This window comes from Levilactobacillus zymae (genome assembly GCF_032190635.1).
Taxonomy (GTDB): Bacteria; Bacillota; Bacilli; order Lactobacillales; family Lactobacillaceae; genus Levilactobacillus; species Levilactobacillus zymae_A.
In genome coordinates, this window is record NZ_JAVLAS010000001.1 from 1,650,739 (window position 1) to 1,672,958 (window position 22,220).

Consider the following 22,220-nt stretch of genomic DNA (forward strand, 5'->3'; position numbering starts at 1 on the left):
AGCCCCAGGCTCTTTAGCGTCTCCGAATATTTAGTGTCGAAACGTGCGCCAAAAGGCAGCTGGTGAGCATTAAAAAGAACATCCTCCAATCGAGAATGTCCTTCCTGCTTTTAATTGGATTCACTGGATTAATCAATGCTTAAGCGCGTTCGTAGTCCTTAATCCAGGCTAACGCCAACGCCTTTTCGCCCAGATGCGCCCCGATGACCGGTCCAAAATAGGAACGTTCTACGGGAATGTCCGGGTACTGCTGGGTAATCTTAGCCGCCCAGGCGGCCCCACCGTCGGGATCGTTGGCATCGATCACCAACGCCTTCAACGGGTAATCGACCTTGGCCTGCGCCTCGACGAAGAGGTCTTCCACGCGGGCTAAGGCCTTCTTGCGCGACCGTACCTTCTCAAAGGCCACGATCTCGTGGGTCTGGTCGTCAAAGGTCAGTAACGGCTTGATTCGTAAGACACTGCCGATAAAGGCCGAGGCGTTGGACAACCGCCCGCCCCGCACCAGGTTTTGCAAGTCGTCGACCACGAAATACTCCCCGATGGTCGACCGTAAATCGTCTAGCCGCGCCAGAATCTCTTCGGGGGTGGCACCCTTGGCCGCCATCCGGGATGCTTCGATGGCTAAATAGCCCATGAGTTTGACCGTAATCTGTGAATCGTAAGGAATCACCCGGATGTTGTCAATCGTGGGTGCTAAGTTCTTTAATTGGTTAACAAAGCCAGAAATCGTGCTGGCTAAGTGAATACTAATCACCGTATCGTAACCTTCATCCGCCAACTGGTTGTAGAGATTAATCATCTCACCCAAGGGTGGCTGCGAAGTGCTGGGGAATGACTTGGAATTACGTAGCCAGTCATAGAACTCCTCAGTGGTAATATCAACGCCTTCATCGTAGGAACGGCCGTCAATGATCACCGGAATCGGAACGACGTGAATCTGATAACGTTCCGCCTCTTCTGCGGACAAATAGCTGGTACTATCGGTGACCACAGCAATCTTCATGTTCTTACACCTACTTTTCACTTTCATTTATCCCCTAGAATACCATAAAACCCTTATAAGGACTAGGAATTGTCCGCTGCCAGTCTGGGCAACGCTAGAAAAACGACTAAGCCGGCCAAGAACAGGAGCGCTAACGACGCCGCGCCAATTCGCGATTGCCCGGTTAGTTGGGTGACTACCCCGACTAACACGGGCCCCAGAACGGCGGAGAATTTTCCTAAAATATTATAGAACCCGAAGAACTCGCTGGATTGGTTTTTGGGAACCAGCCGACCAAAGTACGAACGGGAGAGCGCCTGAATACCGCCCTGACTGGTCCCGACCAGAATGGCCAGCAACCAGAAGTCGTTGGCCGTGTTCAGGCGTAAGGCGTCCACACAGATAATCAAATAAACAATAATGGCAATCAAAATTCCGGTGCGGGCGCTGGTCTTTTGGGCCAACCAGCCGTAGAAGATGGAACACGGAAAGGCCACTAATTGTACCGCCAACAACACCATGATGAGCGTGGTACTAGTAATGCCGATGTCCAGGCCGATCGACGTGGCCATGGTAAAGATGGTATCCACCCCGTCAATGTAGCAGAAGTACGCCACTAAAAACCACGCCAGCTGGCGGTGTTGGCGCAAGTGCCGCACGGTCTGCCAGACCCGCGCCCAACTTTGCTTCAACGGCGCCGGGGTAGCGGAAAGTGCGTGTCGTTGGTGCACGTTTCTTAAGAGCGGAATGAAGAAGATCACCCACCATCCGGCGGCTAGCGCAAAGCCCCAGCGGGCCACCGCCGTGCTCGATAGGTGGCCAAAACCGTGGGTTAACTCGAGGATCATAAATAAAATAAAGGCTAAGACGCCCCCGAGATACCCAAAACCGTAACCGGTGCTGGAGAGTTGATCCATCTGCTCATCGGTACTGACGTCGGTCAAAAAACTGTCGTAAAATAGGTTTCCGCCAGAATACCCCAAAACCGACAACACGTAGATCACCAATAATCACTGCCACTGGTTGGGCGGCAACAGTGCCAGACCCAGCGTCATCAGCATCCCCAACGTGGTGAAGCCCGTTAAAAGTCGCTTCTTAAATCCGGGATAGTCAGCTAACGCCCCCAGAAACGGGGCTAGTACGGCGACTAGTAACGTCCCTAAGCTATTAGCATACCCCCAGAAGGCCGTGGCATTGGCCGCGGTAACCCCACTGGCCTGGGCGACCCCCTTGAAGTAAATTGGTAGCACGGCGGTAGTCACGATGATGCCGTACCCGGAATTGGCCCAGTCGTAGAAGACCCAACTCCACTGTTCTTTACTCAGCTGCATGGTGGACCCCCTTGAACGCCGCGGTCAACGCGTGACCCGGCAACGGTTCGGGGAACCGTACCCCTAAGAGCCGCGCAAACGTGGGGGCTTCGTCCACCAGGTCTGCCGTTTCAATGGTGTGACCCGCACGAATGGCCGGCCCAGCAAGCACCAGCGTCGTCCGGTAATCCGACTTATCCGGATCGTATCCGTGAACCCCGTGATAGCGGTCCGGTTGACCCAAGCTAGCCGGATCGACGGCTTCCACCACGGCCGGCCGGTTGGTCTCATCAGTAAAGTAGTAACCGGCCTGCGCCTCAACCAACCACTGACACTGTGGATCGGCCCCCCGTTGGGCTGCTTCGGCGCCGGTGTAGACCGTTTGGACGCCCGGCGTCGTTTCCAATAGCTCCCTTAAATGCGCCCCGTCGGCGAAGTTGCGGGTATAGACGTAGGTGCACCCGTCACAGGACTTAGCCCAGACGTGCCAATCGTTTTTGACCGTACCGTCCTTGGTCGGCGTCAACCACCCCCGTTGCGCAAAGGCCTGGTTCAGGTGGATCATGTGATCCACGTTAATCTGGTAGTGATCGCCTAACACCGCAAAATTGGTTTCGCTAAAGGTACCGGCCGCAATCGTGGCGTCAATCAGCTTGCCGACCCGGGCATCCAACCGCTTTAACGCCGCCAGTGCCTCAGTCGAGCGCACGCCATAGCGATGGCGCATACTGTCCATATCGACCAGGTGGATCAACGTAAGGGCCGGCCGCTTAGTATAGAGCGTGTCGGCCGCACAGGCGGTGATAAAGTCGTCCAATTCAGGTTGTTGAATGCCCCGCCGCAGGTGACCGTACTTTTGGTTCATCCGAAGTAAGAAGACCGGACTACTGGCTTTCAGCGAAACCAACACCTGGTTGGTCCAGATCCGATTAGGAAAGATTTCGGCCAGGTTATAACTGATACGACTGCCCGCGGTCACCGGCCACAAAAAGGCCGCCGTCTTCCGGTGCTGTCGCCGCACTAAGTCGTAGAGGGTTGGCACCTCAATGTCGCGTTGGTACCAGTACCAATCCGGCGATTGACGTTGGGGTTGTAGCTTTGTGTTGTTGATGATGCCGTGTTCTCGCGGATACTGACCCGTAATAATCGTGGTATGGGACGGGTAGGTTAACGTGGGATAGATTCCCCGGACTCGCTTAACCCTAGTCCCCGTGACCACCAGGCGACGCAGGTTGGGTAACTCGTCGAGATGGTCATCGAGGTCCCGACTACCCATGGCGTCTAAAGAAATGACGACTAATCGTGATTGAATATGGCTTCACTCCTTACTTCGCTGACATGGTTCGTTGTCGATCCATGCTTTTCGCTAACCGGTTTAATAAGATTTGTAATAAGTTGCGTTCGTCGGCCGACCAGTGTTCAAAAACCTGGTCCGCTAGCGCTTCAAACGCGGTGTTGATCGCCGCGGCGGTCTCGGTTCCCGTAGCGGTAATGCTGTATACAAGTTGACGTTTATCACGTCCCACGGCTTCCTTGGTGACCATTTCCTTAGTCACCAACCCCTTGAGTTGCCGACTAAGCGTCGAGGTGTCCAGCCGAGTCTGCTGCGCGAGAATTTCTTGGGTGTTGGCACCCCCACCGATCTGGTCCAAAAGTTGCCACTCTGAAACCGTTAAGTGATGCTGCTTGGCCATCCGCTGTAACAAGGTTTGTTGCGCCTTGGTGACCGTCATTAAGGCTGCTAGACTGGATTTCAACTGCCCTCACTCCTTTGGTTGCATTATACAGCGGATTCCTTGGCCGTCACAAGCACTAATTCAACCGGAATTATGGAAACTTTTTCGCGAGGAAACTTCTTTGCGCTTTAGCCCCACAATCGCTATACTTTAGGATGTATTGCTTTTTTGAACGCTGACGTGGGTTCCCCTAATTCTGGCGAGCAGTGGTCCCCATAAAATCCGCTTAGTCCAGTCCACGTCACGACTAACCCAAAATTAATTACCTAGAAAGGTGTGATTCGATGTCCTTTGATGGATCCTTCACCCACGCCATGGTTCACGAGCTGCAGCAGACCGTCACCACCGGGCGGGTCAGCAAGATTAACCAACCTTACGCTAACGAAGTGGTCTTAACCATTCGCGCTAATGGGCACAACTACCCGATCCTCTTGTCGGCCAACCCGACCTATGCGCGTATTCAAGTCACCGAGATTCCCTACGTCAATCCCCCGGTACCCACGAACTTTACCATGATTCTACGTAAGTACCTGCAAGGCGCCATCTTAAAGGGCGTCACCCAAGCCGCTAACGACCGGGTCGTTCACCTGGTCTTCACGGCGCGTAACGAACTGGGCGATCAGCAAGAACTCCACTTGATCGTGGAAATCATGGCCCGCCACAGTAACGTCATTCTGGTCGACCAGGCCAGCGGGAAGATCCTCGACGCGATCAAGCACGTTGGATCCGACCAAAACCGCTATCGGCTACTCCTGCCCGGTGCGCAATACATCACGCCCCCCAAGCAGGACCTCGACGACCCGTTTGCCGGGCCACGGGCCGATTTAGCGGCCACCATCCGCGAGTTCCCGAACCGCGATGTTTTAGCGGGGACCTTGCAGCACCAGTACCAGGGACTTGGTAAGGACACCGCCGCCGCATTGGCCAGTGCCCTGCACCAACCCGGCGACGTCAACGCACACTTCACAACGTTCTTTGATCGCTTCAATGATCCGCAACCCACGTTAACCGTGTCGCCGAAGGGCAAGACCAGTTTCACGGCCTTCCCGTACCCGGCCGAGGGTCAACAACACACCGCAACGACTCTGAGCCAACTACTCGACACCTACTACCAGGATAAGGCCGAACGAGACCGGGTCCAACAACAAGGTAGCGTCTTGATTCGGGTGGTTCGTAACGAGCTGAAGAAGAACCGCAATAAGTTGAAAAAATTGCAGCGAACCTTAGCCGAAACGGCCAACGCCGACGAGTACCGGGTTAAGGGCGAAATTTTAACGACTTACCTGTACCAGGTGAAGCGCGGTGACGCATCTGTGACACTGCCAAACTTCTACGACCACGAAAAGCCGCTGAAGATTGCTCTGTCCAACCAGCTGTCCCCCAACCAAAATGCCCAAAAATACTTCAAACGCTACCAAAAGGCCAAAAATGCGGTCAGCTACGTAACCACGCAGATTGAACAGACCCAGGCCAACGTCGATTACTTCGCCAACATCATGGCCCAGATTGAATTGGCCGCACCAAAAGACCTGGTTGACATTCGCCTGGAACTTCAGCAAGGCGGCTACCTCCGCGACCATGACCATCAGAAAAAGGCCAAAAAGCGGCGGAAACAACAGATCAGTAAACCCGACCAGTTCACGGCCAGCGATGGCACCAAGATTTCCGTGGGGAAGAACAACCTGCAAAACGACAAGTTGACCCTCCACACGGCCAAGCGCACCGATATTTGGCTGCACGTCAAGGATATGCCGGGCTCACACGTGATTGTGCACGCCGCCGACCCCAGCGAGCAAACCATCCTGGAGGCGGCTAACCTGGCCGCCTACTTCAGTAAGGCTCGTGCGTCTAGCACCGTGCCCGTCGACTATGTACCGGTTAAACGGATTCACAAGCCCAACGGCGCTAAGCCCGGCTTCGTGATTTTCACCGGGCAAAAGACGGTCTTCGTGACTCCCGAAAGTGCCTTGGTCGACCAATTAATGGCCAACAATTCTAAATAAGTATGCCGTCATCAAAGGGCATCCACTCGCCAGAACGCGAGTGGATGCCCTTTTTGTATTGACCAATTAAATTGTACGGTTGATGATTCGGTCCAGTTCGGCCGTATCACTCAAATTGTTTAGCTTTAACGCCTCACTGGACCCAAAGGCAATCGTTGCCCCGACTTCCTGGTCGGTGGTCCCGGGACGGTTCAAGACGTGGAGCTGCCGGAACGGGAACGCCGCGTTCATCAAGGCCACCCGTTTACTGTTCAGGTCGATCTTGATGGCCGCCAATTCGGCGGGATCGAGCGTTTCGATGTGTTGTCTTGTCAGCATGCGCACCCAGTTGATTCCCGTGACCTTACTGAGAAAAGCCATCTCGGTCAACCGCGTCGGCCGGGTACCGACACAGACCAACTGCTTAGACGTGGCACTCTTGGGCGCGAACAGGACCTGGACCATCCCGCGGACCTGGCGTTCGCTAACGGCTTTTTTGGCCGCCTCAACCAGGTTCAGTCGCTGGGCCTTGGGTAGTTCCGCTGGCATCCGAAAGGCCGTGATCTGGGCCAGGTTTTGGGTCATCCCCGGGGCAATCAAATCCATCACCCCGATGGCAACCTTTTGCTGCTCGTGAACGAACAAGCTGACCCCAATTGTGGCCATCTCTGGTAACTGATCGGCGGTTTCCTGATCCGGTGGTAGAACGTGGAGGTTCAAATCGAGTTTCTTGAGTTCCCGCGTCAGGTAGTGGCGGTTCCCCGGGACAATCACAATATCGGGGTGCTCTAGATGAATCACGTTCAGCACATCCCCCAACTGAATCGGGTCGACGTACTGCTTATCAGAGAATTCGGGCGCGACCCCCACCGCGTTCGGGTTGGTATTCATCAGGATGGTGTGATATCCCGCACGCTTGAGTTGCTTAAGCATCTCGGTGGTGAAGTACTCGGCCGACGAGTTGGATCCCAGTTGGTTCCCCCCGCGTCCCAGAACCAAGGCGGTTCGGTCGCCGAGTGGCTGACTTTCATTTTCGTATTCGAACGTATTGTAGTAGCCGCTGGCATCCTCGGGAAACTCCCCCGCCGTGGGTTCGATCATCTTGTAGGTCGGCTCCAGCTTAGCGGTGGTCGACAACCGTCGAATCTCGGCGGTATCGGTCTGCCAGATGCGGGCAATCATCCCGTCCCCAAACCCAAAGTACCTCGCCCGCTTCAGCGTAGCCAGATCCAGCGGATTTTCTTGAATCTGCTTTTCAATGGTTAAGAGGTGTTGTAGCTTCACGAAGTAGAACGGATCGATCTTGGTCAGTTCACTGAGTTCGGCCGGTGAATATCCGCGCCGTAACGCTTCGATGAGGACCAAAATCCGGTTTGCCAGGGGGTGAATCAACTGGCTAATCATCTCGCCGTCGGTCAGATTACTGACGGAGGGTAAAACGTCTCTGGGTGAGAACTGCGAGCTGCGGACCGACTTGAGCATCGCTTCCTCGACCGAACGACCAATCCCCACGGTCGAGCCGACCGCCTTCATGGCCGTGTTCAGGTGTTGATCCGCGTCGGGCACTTCCTGGAACGGCCAGAGCGGAATCCGCACGCTGATGTGATCGTTCATGGGTTCCATAATGGCCGTTTGCTTGACGTAACGACTGGGCAGCTTCACGTCGACCAAGCGTTGGCCTAACAGGAGCTCCCCGGTCACGATGGCCACGGGATACCCCACGGTCCGGGCCGCTAGGGTCACGCCGCGTGTAAAGTACGGCGCCACCTTGGTCACGTAGAAGTGCTGGTTGGCCGGGTTCAACGCGAAGTGCACGTGCAGGATACCCACCACGTTAAGTTCCGTGGCAATCCGAAAAGTGGCATCCCGGAGATCCTGGTACTCCCGGTCGTTGAGGGTTTGCGGCGGACTAACCACGATGGAGTCCCCGGAGTGAATCCCGATGGGGTCGATATTTTCGAGACCACTAATCAAGAGTTCCGTATCGACCCGGTCACGAATGGCGACCATTTCGATTTCCTTATAGCCGACTACGCTCCGCTCTAGGGTGCACTGGTCGAACCGCGACTGTTGAAAACCTTGGCTGAGCGCGGTTAGCATGTCGTCGACATTTTCACAGATGGTCCGGTTGGTATCGACCCGCGGTGCAACCGGCTTAACAATCAGGGGAAACCCAATCGCCTCAACCAGCCCCAACGCCTCGTCTTCGGTCTGCACGACCTGCGCTTCAATCACCGGTTCGTGGATTTCCTTGAGAGTGGCGTTTAGCGCCGCCGGATTATTGATTTGTTCGAGTGTGCTGGTGGGCATCCCTAAAACGGCAACCTCGTAGCGCCCCAAGTCCCCGTTTTCCTGGAGCTCTTGGGCGATGCGCAGCCCCCGCAGTCCACCCAAAGTAGGTAAAATGGCATCGGGGTGGTCCTTTTCGAGAATGTGGCGCACGTTAGCCGTCGTCACGGCCTGAACGTACATGTTGGTGGGCTGAATCTCTTCTAGGGCGACCGAGAAGGGATTGTTATCGATCACTAGTGTGCGGACCCCGTGCTTCTTAAACTCGGTCAAAATCTGCACGGTCGCACTATCTAGCTCGGTCTCGTGACCAATCTCGGTGGGCCCACTGCCAATAATTAACACTTTTTGTAACTGATCCCAGTTTTGCAAGTCTATCCCTCCCGTGAGGTCATCGCTTCCATAAATTCATCGAAGAGGTCGCGGCTTTCGTGGGGACCTGGAGCCCCATCCGCGAAGAACTGCACGGAAAAGGCCGGAAAGTCCCGGTGTCGTAACCCCTGCACGGTGCCGTTGATCAGGTCCACGTAGGTGGTGATCAGCCGGTCGCGGTCAATGGACTTCGCTAGGACCGCGTACCCCTGGCCCTGCGTGGCGTAGATGACATCGTTGGTAATGATGCGGCGAATCGGGTGGCTACTGCCGTGGTATTCCACCGGTAATGCCGTTAATTCCGCGCCGTTGGCCAGGGCGAATAACTCGTGGCCTAGGCCGATCGCAAACAACGGAATCTCGGCCTGCACCTCGCGAATCATGTCCAGTACGCCGGTCCCCAGATCTAACGGTGAGCCGGGACCCGTGGACAATAAGACGCCGTCCGGATCCAGGTTCAAGACGTCCTGGGCACTAGCCGTCCACGGCAGCACCGTGACGTTGCAGCGCCGTTCGGACAATTGCCGCAAGATTCCGTGCTTTAACCCGAAGTCAATCACCACCACGTTTTTACCGGTATCCGGGTTGGAATACGGCTTGGGCGTGGCGACCTGATCGACCTGCCGGTTGGTTAGGACCGTGGCGTTCAACTGGTCGAAGGCGTGCGCGTCGGCCACGTCGACAATACTGCCCTTCATGGGTCCCGCCTGACGCAGCTTACGAATCAGGTGACGCGTATCGATGCCGCTGATACCGGGAATATTGTGTTGCTGGAGAAACTCGTCGAGCGATAGGCGCGATAGCCGGTTCGTCGAGATATTGGTCAAGTCACGGACGACCATCCCCTTAGCCGTAGGTAGGATGGATTCGTAACTATCGTGGTTGATGCCCACGTTGCCAATGGCCGGCTGGGCGAAGATGATAATCTGGTTGTGATAGATCTGATCGGTAATCGTTTCTTGGTACCCCAACAGATTCAAGTTAAAGATGACTTCACCACTGGTGGTTGCTCCGGCACCGAATCCTTCACCCGCGTAAGCCGAGCCGTCTTCTAAAATTAAATAACGTTTTGCCATGCCACATCGGCCCCTTTATCTAGCTAGGTGCTTACGCCTTTAAGATTTCCACTGCGTCGCGATTGTCAATCTCACTGACGGAGACTTTAATCCGTTCGCGCTGAGAACTGGGAATATTCTTGCCCACAAAATCGGCGCGAATTGGCAGCTCGCGGTGCCCCCGATCGACTAAAACGGCCAGGTTAATACTCTTGGGCCGCCCTAAGGCCATCACGGCACTCATGGCCGCTCGAATCGTCCGCCCGGTGTATAACACATCGTCCACTAAGATGACCTTCTTACCGGCCACGGGAAAGTCGATGTTGGTCGCCGTCACTTCCGGTTCAGTCTGGGCATCGTGTTCGATGTCGTCGCGATACGGCGTGACGTCGAGGTCGCCGACCGGCACCGTCACGTTTTCCAACTGTTGTAACCGACTTGCAATCCGGCGCGCCAAATAGACGCCTCTGGTCTTGATTCCTAGAATGACCAGGTCGTCTACCCCTTTATTTCGCTCGATAATTTCGTATGTAATCCGGGTTAAGGCCCGTTGCATGGCCATTGCGTCGACAACTACCTTTGGCATTATATTGTCCTCCTCGAAAATTTAGGTTGGTCGTAGTGAGGGAAACGGGCGGGCTTCTTCGGCAAAAATGGTGAAGAAACCCGCCCGCCCAACTACCGGCAAACCCGTTTGATATCGTTTGATATTAAGTTTAGCATAAAAAAACTAAATGGCTTTGTCAACCGGCAATCCCGCTTGGCGCCGTAAGCGTTGGACGGTGTCGTGAAAAATCGGCGGTACCGGGCAGGTAAAGTCCAGTTGTTCACCCGTGGTGGGCTGCTTAAAGCCCAGTTCGCGCGCATGTAGGAATTGGCCGTGGCCCTTCAAAGTCTTCTTGGGTCCGTACAGCGGATCGCCGGCGACCGGATGGCCGATGTAGGCCAGGTGGACACGGATCTGGTGAGTCCGCCCGGTCTCCAAGCGACAGGCGATCAGGGTGTAGTCGCTGTAGCGTTCCAACACCCGAAAATGGGTCACGGCGGGCCGCCCATCGGCTACGACGGCCTGCTTCTTCCGGTCCTTGGGTGACCGGCCGAGCGGCGCGCGAATCACGCCCTCATCTTCCTTAAAGTTCCCGTGGACGATGGCCAGATACTCGCGCAGATTGGTCTTGGCGTGGAGTTGGTCGGATAAGCTATGATGGGCGTGGTCGTTTTTAGCCACCATCAATAGGCCCGACGTGTCCTTGTCGATGCGGTGGACGATGCCGGGCCGTAGCTCCCCGTTAATTTGCGATAAGGGGCTGTGGTACAGCAGGGCGTTGACCAACGTGTGGTTGGGGTGCCCCGGCGCGGGGTGGACCACCATTCCCTGGGGTTTAGTGACCACGATCACGTCGTCGTCTTCGTAAACGATGTCTAAGGGGATATCCTCGGGCGTTAGATCAATCGGCTGCGGGTCCGGTAAGGCGATGCGCACCAGCGCTCCCACGGCTGCCACGTCCTTAGGCCGCACCGTCTGACCGTCGACCGTAATCTGGCCGGCTTCGATGGCTGATTTGGCCTGGGACCGGGAAATCTCGGGTTCCTTGACCGCTACCAGCTTATCGAGCCGTAATTTTTGATCCACCGTAAACTCTTTAATGTCCATGTTTATTGGTTAGCCTCCCGTCGATCGGCCAAAAAGACGCCGATCATAATCAAGATGACCCCCACCGTCAGGCAGGAATCCGCAAAGTTAAAGATTGGAAAATTCACAAAATCAAGTTGGAACATGTCGACCACGTAGCCCTGGGTCAGCCGATCGATGAAGTTACCGACCGTGCCGGCCATCATGCAGGCCAAACCCAGTTCGTCGATCCAGTGGTCTTTTTGGTGCCGGTAGCGCCAGAAAAACCAGCCCATGACCCCCAAAGCCACGATGGCAATCACGGTAAAGAACCACATCTGGCCCTGTAAGATGCTCCAGGCCGCCCCGTCGTTACGCAGATGGGTCAGCGAGAAGACGCCGCTAACGACCGGATGCTGGCCCCCCAACGCAATATTGGCCACCACCGCGTGTTTAATCAGTTGGTCGATCACGATTAACACGATAATCAGAATGGAATCAAAAATCAGCATGGACCGAAATCCCCCCTTTTGAGTTTAGTCATTGGCTAAAAGTATACCAGAAAAAACGCCTTCCCGCGGCCTTAACCTGGCAATTTCACCGGTAAACTTCTCGACCGGAGCGACTGATCCGGCAACTCGTTTTCCCTTTCCACCTTTCACGGCTTCTCGACGCTGGTTGAAGGCCATGAAAGCCACTCGTCACAAGGGCGTCACGGTCCCCCTTGCGGTCTCTTCGCTAGACCCTCGGGTGTCAGACACCGCCCCCAACCTGAAAATTCTAACCAGATAGCTTTATAATGTAAGCGCTTACTGATATAATTAACTTATCGTTAAGAAAAGAGGAGTTATTAATGACTAAAGTATTAGTAATTTATGCTCACCCTGAAACGAAAACCTATTCAACGACGGATAAATTCTACCAGCAATTTATCACGGCCTACCGCACCGCGCATCCCGAAGACCAGATCATCGAACACAACGTCTCGGAATACATGCCGTTCCCGTTGGATAAGATTGCCGTGGCCATCTACAATAAGGCCCTGGTTACTCAACCGCTAAATCCCAACGAAGAACGGTATAAGGCCGCCCGCCAGGCCTGGATCGACGAATTTGTTGCCGCCGATAAGTACGTCTTCGTCAACCCGATGTACAACCTGTTTGTGCCAACCGAAATGAAGAGTTACCTCGACATGGTCATGCAAATTCCGGACACCTTCCACTACACCCAGGAAGGGACCATGGCCGGTGTCTTAACGGGCAAGAAGGCCATTCACTTGCAGACCTCCGGTGGCGACTATCACGGAACCGCTGGCGGCCCAGATCTCAGTCACCTAGACTTAGGTCACCAATACTTACAAGCCGTCTTGCACGTGATGGGCGTGGACGACTTTACCGGCGTTTACGCCGAAGGCATGGATCATGACCCAGCGAATGCCCCTGATATCATGGCCAAGGCCTTCAGCCGCGCCGAAGAAGCGGGACGTAACTTCTAATCTGAAACTTTCCGAATTTAAAAAACACGTTTTCCAACCGCCGTGGCGGACCCGGAAAACGTGTTTTTCGTACTTACTAGTGAGTAGAGCGCCGACCGCGTTCCAAGAACCAGTAGAACGGCATGGCGATGACCAGGCACCCCAGCCCCATGACCAGCTGGAAGACCGAGGCCTTCGACAATAGCCAGAGACTGACTAGGACCGCCAAGACGGGTAAGACCGGCCCGAACGGCACCCGGAAGTGGCTGCCCTGTTGAACCTTGCGCCGCCGAAAAATCAAGACGGCCAAGATGGTCGGGATGTACTGGGCGAAGCGCGACACCACCGAAATGGCCGCTAACGTCTGGAACGTCCCGGAAATCGCCAGTGGATAGGCAATCACAAACGAGATCAGCATGGCCACGGCGGGCACGTTTTGCCGGTTGCGGTAGCCGACGATCTTGGGCATCACGCCGTTATCGGCCATCGATGCCCCGATCCGTGGCAGGTAGAAGGACTGCGCCGTGGCAATCCCTAAGATCGACACGATGGTTCCTACGGCCACCAACGTTTTGCCGGCCGGGCCAATCATCCGTTCCAGGCCGTCTTGAATCGGCGCGCTACTGGTGGCCAGCTGCGGCCCCAGAACCCCGATGGAGACCACCTGAATCAGGATGTAGAGTAACGCCACGACCGCTAAAACCACGATGATGGCCAACGGAATCGTGCGTTGCGGGTTCCGAAATTCCTGCGCCGCAATCGCCAAGGCTTCAAAACCGGTGAAGGCGTAGAAAATCAAAATGGCCGCGGACCCAAACGAACCGCCAAAGCTACCGGTGGTTACCACGAACGGCGTAAAGTGCGCGCCGTTGATGAAGAAGACGCCGACCCCCACGAAGATCAGTAACGGGATCAACTTGGCAATCGTGACCACGTTATTGACTAATTTAGTCAGCGTTACCCCCGAAACATTAATCAGCGTCAGGGTCCCTAGCAAGGCTAAAATCATCAGGTCCTTCCACAACGGCTGGTTAAGAACCGGAAAGATGGCTCCTAGTGCCGTGGTAAAGGCGTTAGACATGGTCGCCCAGGCAATGATACTGATGGCCCAGACGCTAAAACCGACCTCGTAGCCCACAAAATTGCCGAAGGCTTCCTTGGCGTAGAGGTACGGCCCCCCGTTTTCCTGAAAATAGGTTGCGTCTTCGGCGTAGCACAACGCGATGGAGATGATCAGTAACATATCGAAAATAAAGACTAAAATGCTGGCCGGTCCAATCAGTTTTTCCGCTTGACCCGGCAATAAAAAGATTCCTGACCCAATAATTGAATTGATGCCCAGTAAGATCACACTGAGCATCCCAAACTTGGCTTTCACCATACCATCTCCTAAATTAATCAACTCCCATCACTGGCTTAACCGGTGACGAAATTAATTATTATCCAGGAAGCCCCTGGCGTCAACTTGAACGATTGGAGTGGGCCCCATCACGCGCATTAATTCGTGCTAACCGGGTCGCCGTTGCCGCATCCCCTGGCGTTTGAATCATGACGATTTGCTGGGTGGTCGGCACAATCAAGGGTGTCTCTACAAGATATAGGTTCCCCCATTGACTGTTTAATAACAGGCGTTGAGGTGTCAAATCTGCAACGGTCAGCCGTTGCCAGGGCCTCTGAAAAGCTGGGTCAGTTTGGACGGCTTGAAAGACTTGGTACAGGTCGACCGCCGACGCATCTTGACTGTAGACCTGCCGAAAACGAGCCACCTGAGTCGCAACCACTTGGTCCCAATCTTGAAAAAGTTGCCGCCAGGCGCGCTGATGAAACAAATGCCAAATCAGATTATTTTCGAGGGCCGTTACTGCCGGCGTAAATTGATACAACCGGGCATAACTTGGATTGGTCTGTTCAATTTGAAAATGCGCGCCCAACACGTAAGCCGGCCGGGGGAGCTGCGCCATTAATAAATCCGTTAAGTCCTTAGCCGTGGTCGCCAGCGCCGGTGGTAACTGTCCCGCTAAATGAAAGACATAGTGCGTCTCGGCGTTCGAAAGTCGCAGGGCCTGACAGAGGGATAGTAGGACCTCGCGGGATACCTGGCTTTTAGCCCGCCCCTGCTCGATTCTAGTGTACCAGTCGCTACTAACGTGCGCTAACGCGGAAACCTCATCGCGCGTCAATCCCGGCGTTCTTCGCCGGGAGGTGGGCGTAATGTCAAAATCGTTCAGCGTTGCCGTGGTGCGTTTATACCGTAAAAAATGGCCTAAAACCTGTTCGTTCATGTGTAAACTCCTTTCAGCCTAGGACAACTGATCCTAGGGTCACCTCACTCTACCTAATCGTGTCTCCAGCAACGATACTATAACCGTACTTAAATTTTAGGAGGTCACTATGATGACAATTAAAATCGGAATCAACGGCTTTGGCCGCATTGGTCGGTTGGCTTTCCGGCGGCTTTGGGAATTACGGGACACCCACGATGTTCAGGTCGTGGCGATTAACGACCTGAGCGATCCGGCCATGCTAGCTTATCTTCTACAATACGACTCGACACACGGCCGCTTCCAGGGAACCGTCACGGCCACAGCTACGGTAATTTCGGTCGACGGCCAAGAAATCCCCGTCTACGCACAGGCCGATGCGCGCCACCTTCCCTGGGTCGCCCAGGACGGCGTGACCATCGTGCTGGAATGTACCGGGTTCTATACCTCGGCACGCAAGGCCCAAGCCCATCTCGCTGCTGGTGCCCAACGGGTCTTGATCTCGGCTCCCGCCGGTGACGATGTGAAAACTATCGTGGCGGGCGTCAACGATCAAACGTTAACGGCGAACGATCATCTGGTCTCGGCAGGGTCGTGTACCACCAACTGTCTCGCCCCCATGGCCGCGGCACTCGACGCCGAGTTTAAGCTAATTGTAGGAACCATGACCACCGTTCATGCCTTTACCGCATCACAAACGATTCTGGACGGTCCCCACAGTCAGACCCGCCGGGCAAATCGCACCGCTTCCACCAATATTATCCCCCATTCTTCGGGTGCCGCTAAGGCCATTGGGTTAGTGCTCCCACGGCTAGCTGGCAAACTCACCGGCCACGCGCAACGGGTACCGGTGGTTGACGGGTCGTTGACCGAACTGGTTAGCGTCGTCCAGACGCCCCATCTCACCGCGGAACAAGTCAACCAACATCTCTACCCGTATACTCAGACCAATCCGGGATTTTCCTGGACTTCTGACGAAATTGTATCGAGCGATATTTTGGGCAACCCAGCCGGTTCCATCTTTGACGCCACGCAAACCACCGTCGTAACAGCTGGGACGACCCAGTTGATCAAAACCGTGGCTTGGTACGATAACGAATACGGGTTTACTTGCCAGTTGATTCGAACGTTACTGCACTTAGCCCAACTTTAACCATACTCATTATAAAAGGGTGCTCAACCGGCACCCTTTTTTCAACTTATTATTCCCCCAAGGACTAATCAATTTACCAGAGAACCAGACTTTATGAACGGTCCCGTCGTAAGTAGCCCCAGAGTTGCTTCAACGTCTGGTAAAGAATGCCCAACGTCACCAGGGCGGAGTCCCCGCCCAGGCCTAGGACTACGTAAACGTTGCGGGTCCGCTGCGCCCAGCCAAAGCTTTCGACGTTTAACGCCCACAGCCCCAGCGACGCAAGAATCAGCACGGCCCCGTCCAGCCCAATGAGCCCGATGGTCAGTGCCAACGCCGTTAACGAATTCGAGTCCAGGTCCCGTTAGGCAATCAGCTGGCGGGCGAACTTCTCGCAGGCCATAATCGTGACCATGGTAACCGCCCCACCGAACACCGCGACTAAAATGGCGCCTATGATTTTCAGTCCCATCGGCTTTCGACTCCTTTACGCTAGTTTCGTTACCCCTAGTTTACCCGGAAACGTGGCGTTTGTCTGGTCTTCCGAGGAAAAATCGCTAGTTCGCCTTAAATTCGGCGTTTAGCAACCGCCTCAGGAAGTGATGACCACTCCTCACGACGACACCCCCAGCACTGAAAAAATGAGACTTGTTTTTTCGCCGCAAGTGGGCAATGATATGAGTCATACGCAACGCCAAATTCTCGAAAAGTAGGTGGCAAGTCATGTCAACACGTCAACCGTTATCCGCCCACCGCATCGTCATCAAGGTCGGCACCAGCACCCTGGTCTATCCCGACGGCGCCATCAATCTGCGGGCCATCGACCAACTGGCCTTTGTGGTCAGCGCCCTGCGCCATCACGGCCGCGAAGTCGTCCTGGTCTCGTCGGGGGCCATCGGGGTCGGCCTGAACTATATGGGCTATCACCAACGTCCCCAGGCCATTCCGGAACAGCAGGCCATCGCCGCCATCGGCCAGACCGAACTCATCGCCATCTATAAAGAACGCTTCGCCACCTACGAACAAAAGGTGGGTCAGGTTCTCCTAACGCGCGACATTTTCACCTATCCCAAGAGCCACCGTAACGTCTTGAACACGTTTGCGTCGCTTTTACACCAAAACGTGGTCCCCATCGTTAACGAAAACGACACCGTGGCGGTAGACGAACTGGACCACGAGACCAAGTTCGGCGATAACGACCAACTCTCGGCCATCGTCGCCACCAACCTCGGGGCGGACCTGTTGATTATGTTGTCGGACATCGACGGGTTTTACACGGGCAACCCCCAGGCCACCAGTACGGCTAAATTACTTTCCCACATCGCCATCATCGACGACCACATCGACGACCTCGCCGGTGGTAGTGGGAGTCGGTTTGGCACCGGTGGCATGGTCACCAAGCTCAAGGCGGCCGAGCGCATGTTGGCCGCCAACGGTCAGATGATCCTGGCCAACGGGGCCGACCCCACCATCATCTTCAAGATCCTAGCTGGCGATTCCGTCGGCACCCTGTTTGGCTAACCCCGACGCCTAAGGAGGCACTGATATGACGACCATTGATTTAGCAACTCTGGGCCAAAACGCCCAAACGGCCAGTTTCGCACTCGGCGACCTGACCGCCCCCCAGAAGAACACGATCCTGCAACGCATGGCCGACGCCTTACTGACCCACCAGGACACCATCCTGGCGGCCAACGCTCACGACCTGGCTAACCCCCAAGTTCCTGCCAAATTTGTCGACCGCTTACGTCTGACCCCCGCGCGGATTCAAGCCATGGCCACCGGACTGCGGCAGGTGGCGGCGTTACCCGACCCGATTGGTAACGTCGATCACGCCTGGCGTAACGCCGCGGGTCTCCTGATCGCCAAGCAACGAGTCCCGCTGGGCGTCATCGGCATGATCTTTGAGGCCCGGCCCAACGTGACGGTCGATGCCTCGGCCCTATGCTTTAAAACGGGGAACGCTGTAATCCTCCGCGGCGGTAAGGAAGCCCTTCAGTCCAACCTTGCCTTAGTCACGATTTTGCGCGACGCCCTGACTGCGGCTCAGATCGACCCCAACGCCATCCAGCTCCTCCAAGACACCAGCCACGAAACGGCGGCCAAATTCATGCAACTGACCGACTACATCGACGTGCTGATTCCTCGCGGTAGCGCCCGGTTGATTCAGACCGTGTTGCGCCAGGCCACCGTTCCGGTCATCGAGACCGGGGCCGGCAACTGCCACGTTTACGTCGATGCCGCTGCCGAGTTGCCCATGGCGACCGCCATCGTGGTCAACGGCAAAGTCCAGCACCCCGCCGTTTGCAACGCCACCGAAAAGCTCCTGATCCATCAAGCCATCGCAGCGGACTACCTGCCCACCATCGTCCAAGCCCTGCGCGCCCAAGGCGTCGAGGTGCGGGGGGATGCGGCCACTCGCGCCATCGTCCCCGACGTGATTCCCGCGGTAGCCACCGACTGGGCAACGGAATACAACGCCTTGATTATCGCCATCAAGGTCGTGCCCTCCGAGGCGGCCGCCATTCAACACATCAACCGGTACACCACCCACCACTCCGAGGCCATCGTCACCAACAACTACCGCGCCGGCAAGCTGTTCCAGCGACGGATCGACGCGGCCTGCGTGTACCTCAACGCCTCGACGCGCTTCACCGACGGCTTCGAGTTTGGTTTCGGCGCCGAAATCGGCATCTCGACCCAAAAATTACACGCCCGTGGACCGATGGGCCTCGCCGAATTGACCTCGTACAAGTACGTGATCGACGGCGACGGCCAGGTTCGCGCCTGACGCGAACTAAAAATGGCACCGTCACCCCGTTTCCGGTTGACGGTGCCATTTTCGTTTAACGCCTTAATCCTGCAATCGGCCTCAGGGTTGCCCAATAATCGTGACCAGGGTCTTGCCACCCACCGTGTACCGACTCCAAAAAAGCGTGTTCGGGTCATCCGGGTCGCCGTCCGTGCGGAATGGACGGTGCTGATTAACGACGGTCAACCGATACTTCAGCTTGCCGCTCTGATGGACCCGCTGCATCCCCCAGCCAGGGACCTTTTGAGCAAAGTAGAGCTGACGCGTGTTGCCCCGATTAGTAGCCTTTTGAATCTTGACTTGAAACTGTGGCCGTTGGTCCCCATTAACGGCGTTCGGGTTTTTAAAACGGGTGAACTCGGTGAAACCATTACTGGTAATCTTTAACTGGGAATAAACCTTGTCATCTTGATTGGGATTGGTCGTAAACTTCATCTGCCGCAAGGTCCCCAGACTCAGCGCCGGTAAATAAGCGGGCCGGGCAATGCGTTGGTAATCCTGTGGCCGAGTTGACCCGATCGCGCCACTGGTGGACAAAAGCTCGACGTGTTTCGGCCGCCCTTTATTTAGAAACTTATAATCAAGCTGACCTAAATAAAAGCTAATAGCGGGCTTTTCGACGGCCGACCCTTTGAACTTATTTCCAATGACGACGGTGCCTTTGGCGAGTTGCCGCGTCTTCTTGGTGTTGTTGGCGTAGAGAAACACTACTGGAGTTGTGCGTTTGACCTTATAATATTTATAATTGTTAAGGTCATAATCTTGAACCACCTGGCCGCCAATCTGGTAACTTTTGGCCTGGGCCTGACTGGGAAACATGCCGCCTAGGGCCACGAGCAGGGACGCCAGGGCGATGACTTTGAACATTGTTTTTGGGGTCATGTGTTTAATTCTCCTCATCTCTAATATTTTTAACAACCTTAGTTTAGCCGTTAGTCGCTAGTCAGCTCACGAAAAGGCAAAATTAGTTTGGCTGCGGGTCATAATTGAGCTGGATATCAGTATCGCTACCGGTCAGTTCCCCTTAAAGTTCCCCTTAAAACCATCTGTCAACTCGACAACCTAAAAAAGTGGCATCCACAACAGGATGCCACTTTTTTAATCACTCTAATTTTAGAACAGTCCCGTAATCGTCCCGTCGGCCGCGATGTCCATGTCGAGCGCCGCCGGATGCTTCGGCAGGCCCGGCATAGTCAACACGTTCCCGGTCAAGGCGACCACGAAGCCGGCCCCCAAGCGTGGCGAGAATTCGCGCACGTGGATGGTGAAGTCCGTCGGGGCCCCCAACTGGTGGGCGTCGTCGGTCAGCGAGTACTGGGTCTTGGCCATGCAGACCGGTAAGTGGTCCCAGCCGCGCTTGGCAAAGGTCTTCAATTGCCGTTGCGCCTTACTCGACAGTTCCACCTTGGCGCCCCCGTAAATCTTCTGGGTGATGGCCTTAACCTGCGTTAACAGGTCCGTGCCCGGTTCAACCAACGGCGTAAAGTGACTTTCCTGGTTGGCCGCTTTGACCACGGCTTCGGCCAAATCGGTGGTCCCGGCCCCGCCATCGGCCCATTCGGTCGTGGTGGCCACGGCCACGTTTTGGGCCTTGACGATGTCGGTCAACGTTTGGATCTCCGCGTCGGTATCGCTAGTGAAGCGGTTGATGGCTACAACCACCGGCACACCGTACTGTTGCATGCTGTGGATGTGCCGTAAGAGATTGGCACTTCCCTGTTTTAAGGCTGCCAAATTCTCGGTCTCTAAATCGGCGCGCTTGACGCCACCGTTATACTTCAACGCCCGGACCGTGGCGACGATGACCACGGCGTCCGGCGTTTTGCCTAAGACGGGGGTCTTGATGTCCATGAACTTTTCGCCCCCGAGGTCGGCCCCGAAACCGGCTTCCGTGACGGCGTAGTCGCCCAACTTCAGCGCCGTTTGGGTCGCTAGAACCGAGTTACAGCCGTGCGCGATGTTGGCGAACGGCCCCCCGTGGATAATGGCCGGGTTGTGTTCCAGCGTTTGGACCAGGTTCGGCTTGATGGCGTCCTTGAGGAGCAGGGTGATCGCCCCGCCGACCTTCAAGTCACCGACCGTGACGGGTTCCTTGTCGGTGTTATACCCGATCAGGATGCGATTGACCCGGCGCTTCAAGTCGGTCAGGTCTTCACTCAGACACAACACCGCCATCAATTCGCTGGCCACGGTGATGTCGAACCCGTCTTGACGCGGCACGCCGGACGTCCGGCCGCCCAAGCCAATCACGGTTTGACGCAAGGCCCGGTCGTTGATGTCGAGCACGCGTTTCCACACGATCTGCCGCGGGTCTAAATGTAATTCGTTTCCTTGTTGGATGTGGTTATCAATCAGAGCCGCTAGGGTATCGTGAGCCTCGGTCAACGCGTGCATGTCGCCCGTAAAGTGCAGGTTGATGTCTTCCATCGGGACCACCTGGGCGTGGCCACCCCCGGTCGCACCCCCCTTTAAGCCCATCACGGGGCCTAAGGACGGTTCCCGTAAGGCTAAGACGGTCTTGTGACCAATTAGGTTTAAGGCATCCCCCAACCCGATGGCCACCGTCGACTTGCCTTCACCGGCCGGCGTAGGGTTGATCGAAGTGACCAAGACCAGTTTACCCAACTGGTGTTGCCCGGTCAGGGGCAGGTTAATTTTCGCCTTGGTATGGCCGTAAGGGTCGATCTGCTCGGGCGTTAAACCGACTTTGGCAGCAATCTTTTCGATCGGTTCCAACGGAGTGGCTTGGGAAATCGCAATATCTGTGTTCAAGGTCATTAAACTGATTCCTCCTCAGAATGCGGGTGATCGATGGCGGTCTGAATCAGACTCGCCAACTCGATGGCCGAGTTACGTGGTAATAAAAATTGATAGATGCGGCCCTGAGCGACGATACCTAACCGATACCGCGAGAGGGTCACGCTACTGATTTGTCGCAGTGGGATCACCAGGTGACGGTGATTCAAGACGGTGCTGACGGTCAGCACCTGGTGGGCCATGGTGATATTGCGAAAGTGAATCTCTAGCCAACACAGGCCCGCAAAGGCCACGAAGAAGGCTAAGGTAATCCAGTTAAAATGGGTAACTTCCAACCAGAAAATAGCGCCGATGAGTAGGACAATCAGCGTCCAGCTCCAATTAATGACGCTGCTAATGGGGTTGGGTTGGTACAAAAACCGACGTTCTTGGGTTATCATGAC

The 22,220-nt window shown here is 55.4% G+C and carries 19 protein-coding genes and 1 pseudogene; 5 read left to right on the top strand and 15 right to left on the bottom strand.

Features of this window, described 5'->3' with window-relative positions:
• Nucleotides 1–139: 139 nt before the first annotated feature.
• The 4 genes and pseudogenes from RI501_RS07690 to RI501_RS07705 all read right to left on the bottom strand — a co-directional run bounded on the left by RI501_RS07690 (nt 140) and on the right by RI501_RS07705 (nt 4,052).
• Entirely contained in the window at nt 140–1,006 is an 867-nt protein-coding gene (locus tag RI501_RS07690; RefSeq protein WP_313821419.1) for a DegV family protein, read from the bottom strand.
• A gap of 62 nt (nt 1,007–1,068) precedes the next feature.
• Nucleotides 1,069–2,316, bottom strand: a pseudogene (locus tag RI501_RS07695) (MFS transporter).
• Entirely contained in the window at nt 2,303–3,607 is a 1,305-nt protein-coding gene (locus RI501_RS07700; protein ID WP_313823169.1) for an alkaline phosphatase family protein, read from the bottom strand. The pseudogene RI501_RS07695 and the gene RI501_RS07700 overlap by 14 nt, the downstream one beginning before the upstream one ends.
• 13 nt (nt 3,608–3,620) lie before the next feature.
• On the bottom strand, nt 3,621–4,052 hold the full coding sequence (locus RI501_RS07705) for a MarR family winged helix-turn-helix transcriptional regulator (RefSeq protein WP_313821421.1): 432 nt from the start codon (nt 4,050–4,052) through the stop codon (nt 3,621–3,623).
• A 263-nt stretch (nt 4,053–4,315) separates the two neighbouring features.
• Here RI501_RS07705 and RI501_RS07710 point away from each other — a divergent pair, with 263 nt between their 5' ends.
• A complete protein-coding gene (locus RI501_RS07710) occupies nt 4,316–6,034 on the top strand; it encodes an NFACT RNA binding domain-containing protein (RefSeq protein WP_313821423.1) in 1,719 nt (572 codons plus the stop codon).
• A 66-nt stretch (nt 6,035–6,100) separates the two neighbouring features.
• On the opposite strand, the gene RI501_RS07715 is transcribed toward RI501_RS07710, so the two are convergent.
• The 5 genes from RI501_RS07715 to lspA all read right to left on the bottom strand — a co-directional run bounded on the left by RI501_RS07715 (nt 6,101) and on the right by lspA (nt 11,853).
• Nucleotides 6,101–8,674 carry a carbamoyl phosphate synthase preATP-grasp domain-containing protein gene (locus RI501_RS07715; RefSeq protein WP_313821426.1) on the bottom strand — a complete coding sequence of 858 codons (2,574 nt, stop codon included), beginning with the start codon at nt 8,672–8,674 and terminating at the stop codon, nt 6,101–6,103.
• 2 nt (nt 8,675–8,676) lie between these two features.
• A complete protein-coding gene (locus tag RI501_RS07720) occupies nt 8,677–9,750 on the bottom strand; it encodes a carbamoyl phosphate synthase small subunit (protein ID WP_313821428.1) in 1,074 nt (357 codons plus the stop codon).
• A 31-nt stretch (nt 9,751–9,781) separates the two neighbouring features.
• Complete coding sequence (gene pyrR, locus RI501_RS07725; RefSeq protein WP_313821430.1) at nt 9,782–10,315, bottom strand: bifunctional pyr operon transcriptional regulator/uracil phosphoribosyltransferase PyrR; 534 nt, start codon at nt 10,313–10,315, stop codon at nt 9,782–9,784.
• A gap of 144 nt (nt 10,316–10,459) precedes the next feature.
• Nucleotides 10,460–11,383: an RluA family pseudouridine synthase gene (locus RI501_RS07730; RefSeq protein WP_313821432.1), complete on the bottom strand. Its 924-nt coding sequence runs from the start codon at nt 11,381–11,383 to the stop codon at nt 10,460–10,462.
• Between the two features lie 2 nt (nt 11,384–11,385).
• The gene (gene lspA, locus RI501_RS07735) at nt 11,386–11,853 is read right to left on the bottom strand and encodes a signal peptidase II (protein ID WP_313821434.1); all 468 of its coding nucleotides are present in this window, start codon (nt 11,851–11,853) and stop codon (nt 11,386–11,388) included.
• A gap of 341 nt (nt 11,854–12,194) precedes the next feature.
• Between lspA and RI501_RS07740 the strand changes: the two genes are divergently transcribed.
• Nucleotides 12,195–12,836 (top strand): FMN-dependent NADH-azoreductase, encoded by a 642-nt coding sequence (locus RI501_RS07740; RefSeq protein WP_313821436.1) that lies wholly within the window; start codon nt 12,195–12,197, stop codon nt 12,834–12,836.
• A gap of 76 nt (nt 12,837–12,912) precedes the next feature.
• Here the strand turns inward: RI501_RS07740 and RI501_RS07745 are convergent, their stop codons facing one another.
• Nucleotides 12,913–14,196: an APC family permease gene (locus RI501_RS07745; RefSeq protein WP_313821438.1), complete on the bottom strand. Its 1,284-nt coding sequence runs from the start codon at nt 14,194–14,196 to the stop codon at nt 12,913–12,915.
• A gap of 79 nt (nt 14,197–14,275) precedes the next feature.
• Nucleotides 14,276–15,097, bottom strand: a complete 822-nt coding sequence (locus tag RI501_RS07750; RefSeq protein WP_313821440.1) for a helix-turn-helix transcriptional regulator — start codon at nt 15,095–15,097, stop codon at nt 14,276–14,278.
• Between the two features lie 112 nt (nt 15,098–15,209).
• Between RI501_RS07750 and gap the strand changes: the two genes are divergently transcribed.
• Complete coding sequence (gap, locus tag RI501_RS07755) at nt 15,210–16,229, top strand: type I glyceraldehyde-3-phosphate dehydrogenase (protein ID WP_313821442.1); 1,020 nt, start codon at nt 15,210–15,212, stop codon at nt 16,227–16,229.
• A gap of 91 nt (nt 16,230–16,320) precedes the next feature.
• On the opposite strand, the gene RI501_RS07760 is transcribed toward gap, so the two are convergent.
• Nucleotides 16,321–16,542: a hypothetical protein gene (locus RI501_RS07760; RefSeq protein WP_313821444.1), complete on the bottom strand. Its 222-nt coding sequence runs from the start codon at nt 16,540–16,542 to the stop codon at nt 16,321–16,323.
• Nucleotides 16,543–16,931: 389 nt separating this feature from the next.
• Between RI501_RS07760 and proB the strand changes: the two genes are divergently transcribed.
• Nucleotides 16,932–17,729, top strand: a complete 798-nt coding sequence (gene proB / locus RI501_RS07765) for a glutamate 5-kinase (protein WP_313821446.1) — start codon at nt 16,932–16,934, stop codon at nt 17,727–17,729.
• Nucleotides 17,730–17,754: 25 nt separating this feature from the next.
• Nucleotides 17,755–18,999, top strand: coding sequence for a glutamate-5-semialdehyde dehydrogenase (locus RI501_RS07770; RefSeq protein WP_313821448.1), 1,245 nt, complete (start codon nt 17,755–17,757; stop codon nt 18,997–18,999).
• A gap of 81 nt (nt 19,000–19,080) precedes the next feature.
• Here the strand turns inward: RI501_RS07770 and RI501_RS07775 are convergent, their stop codons facing one another.
• The 3 genes from RI501_RS07775 to RI501_RS07785 form a co-directional block, all read right to left on the bottom strand.
• On the bottom strand, nt 19,081–19,902 hold the full coding sequence (locus RI501_RS07775; protein ID WP_313821450.1) for a hypothetical protein: 822 nt from the start codon (nt 19,900–19,902) through the stop codon (nt 19,081–19,083).
• 231 nt (nt 19,903–20,133) lie between these two features.
• Nucleotides 20,134–21,798 (bottom strand): formate--tetrahydrofolate ligase, encoded by a 1,665-nt coding sequence (locus tag RI501_RS07780; protein ID WP_313821452.1) that lies wholly within the window; start codon nt 21,796–21,798, stop codon nt 20,134–20,136.
• Nucleotides 21,798–22,217 carry an EbsA family protein gene (locus RI501_RS07785; RefSeq protein ID WP_313821454.1) on the bottom strand — a complete coding sequence of 140 codons (420 nt, stop codon included), beginning with the start codon at nt 22,215–22,217 and terminating at the stop codon, nt 21,798–21,800. Before RI501_RS07785 ends, RI501_RS07780 begins: the two co-directional genes overlap by 1 nt.
• Nucleotides 22,218–22,220 lie beyond the last annotated feature (3 nt).

What these genes read in the sequence shown, in the direction of transcription:
- RI501_RS07690 (WP_313821419.1), bottom strand. Translation starts at nt 1,006, where the DNA reads ATGAAGATTGCTGTGGTCACCGATAGTACCAGCTATTTGTCCGCAGAA.
- RI501_RS07710 (WP_313821423.1), top strand. Translation starts at nt 4,316, where the DNA reads ATGTCCTTTGATGGATCCTTCACCCACGCCATGGTTCACGAGCTGCAG.
- RI501_RS07720 (WP_313821428.1), bottom strand. Translation starts at nt 9,750, where the DNA reads ATGGCAAAACGTTATTTAATTTTAGAAGACGGCTCGGCTTACGCGGGT.
- pyrR (WP_313821430.1), bottom strand. Translation starts at nt 10,315, where the DNA reads ATGCCAAAGGTAGTTGTCGACGCAATGGCCATGCAACGGGCCTTAACC.
- RI501_RS07730 (WP_313821432.1), bottom strand. Translation starts at nt 11,383, where the DNA reads ATGGACATTAAAGAGTTTACGGTGGATCAAAAATTACGGCTCGATAAG.
- lspA (WP_313821434.1), bottom strand. Translation starts at nt 11,853, where the DNA reads ATGCTGATTTTTGATTCCATTCTGATTATCGTGTTAATCGTGATCGAC.
- RI501_RS07740 (WP_313821436.1), top strand. Translation starts at nt 12,195, where the DNA reads ATGACTAAAGTATTAGTAATTTATGCTCACCCTGAAACGAAAACCTAT.
- RI501_RS07745 (WP_313821438.1), bottom strand. Translation starts at nt 14,196, where the DNA reads ATGGTGAAAGCCAAGTTTGGGATGCTCAGTGTGATCTTACTGGGCATC.
- RI501_RS07750 (WP_313821440.1), bottom strand. Translation starts at nt 15,097, where the DNA reads ATGAACGAACAGGTTTTAGGCCATTTTTTACGGTATAAACGCACCACG.
- gap (WP_313821442.1), top strand. Translation starts at nt 15,210, where the DNA reads ATGACAATTAAAATCGGAATCAACGGCTTTGGCCGCATTGGTCGGTTG.
- proB (WP_313821446.1), top strand. Translation starts at nt 16,932, where the DNA reads ATGTCAACACGTCAACCGTTATCCGCCCACCGCATCGTCATCAAGGTC.
- RI501_RS07770 (WP_313821448.1), top strand. Translation starts at nt 17,755, where the DNA reads ATGACGACCATTGATTTAGCAACTCTGGGCCAAAACGCCCAAACGGCC.
- RI501_RS07775 (WP_313821450.1), bottom strand. Translation starts at nt 19,902, where the DNA reads ATGACCCCAAAAACAATGTTCAAAGTCATCGCCCTGGCGTCCCTGCTC.
- RI501_RS07780 (WP_313821452.1), bottom strand. Translation starts at nt 21,798, where the DNA reads ATGACCTTGAACACAGATATTGCGATTTCCCAAGCCACTCCGTTGGAA.
- RI501_RS07785 (WP_313821454.1), bottom strand. Translation starts at nt 22,217, where the DNA reads ATGATAACCCAAGAACGTCGGTTTTTGTACCAACCCAACCCCATTAGC.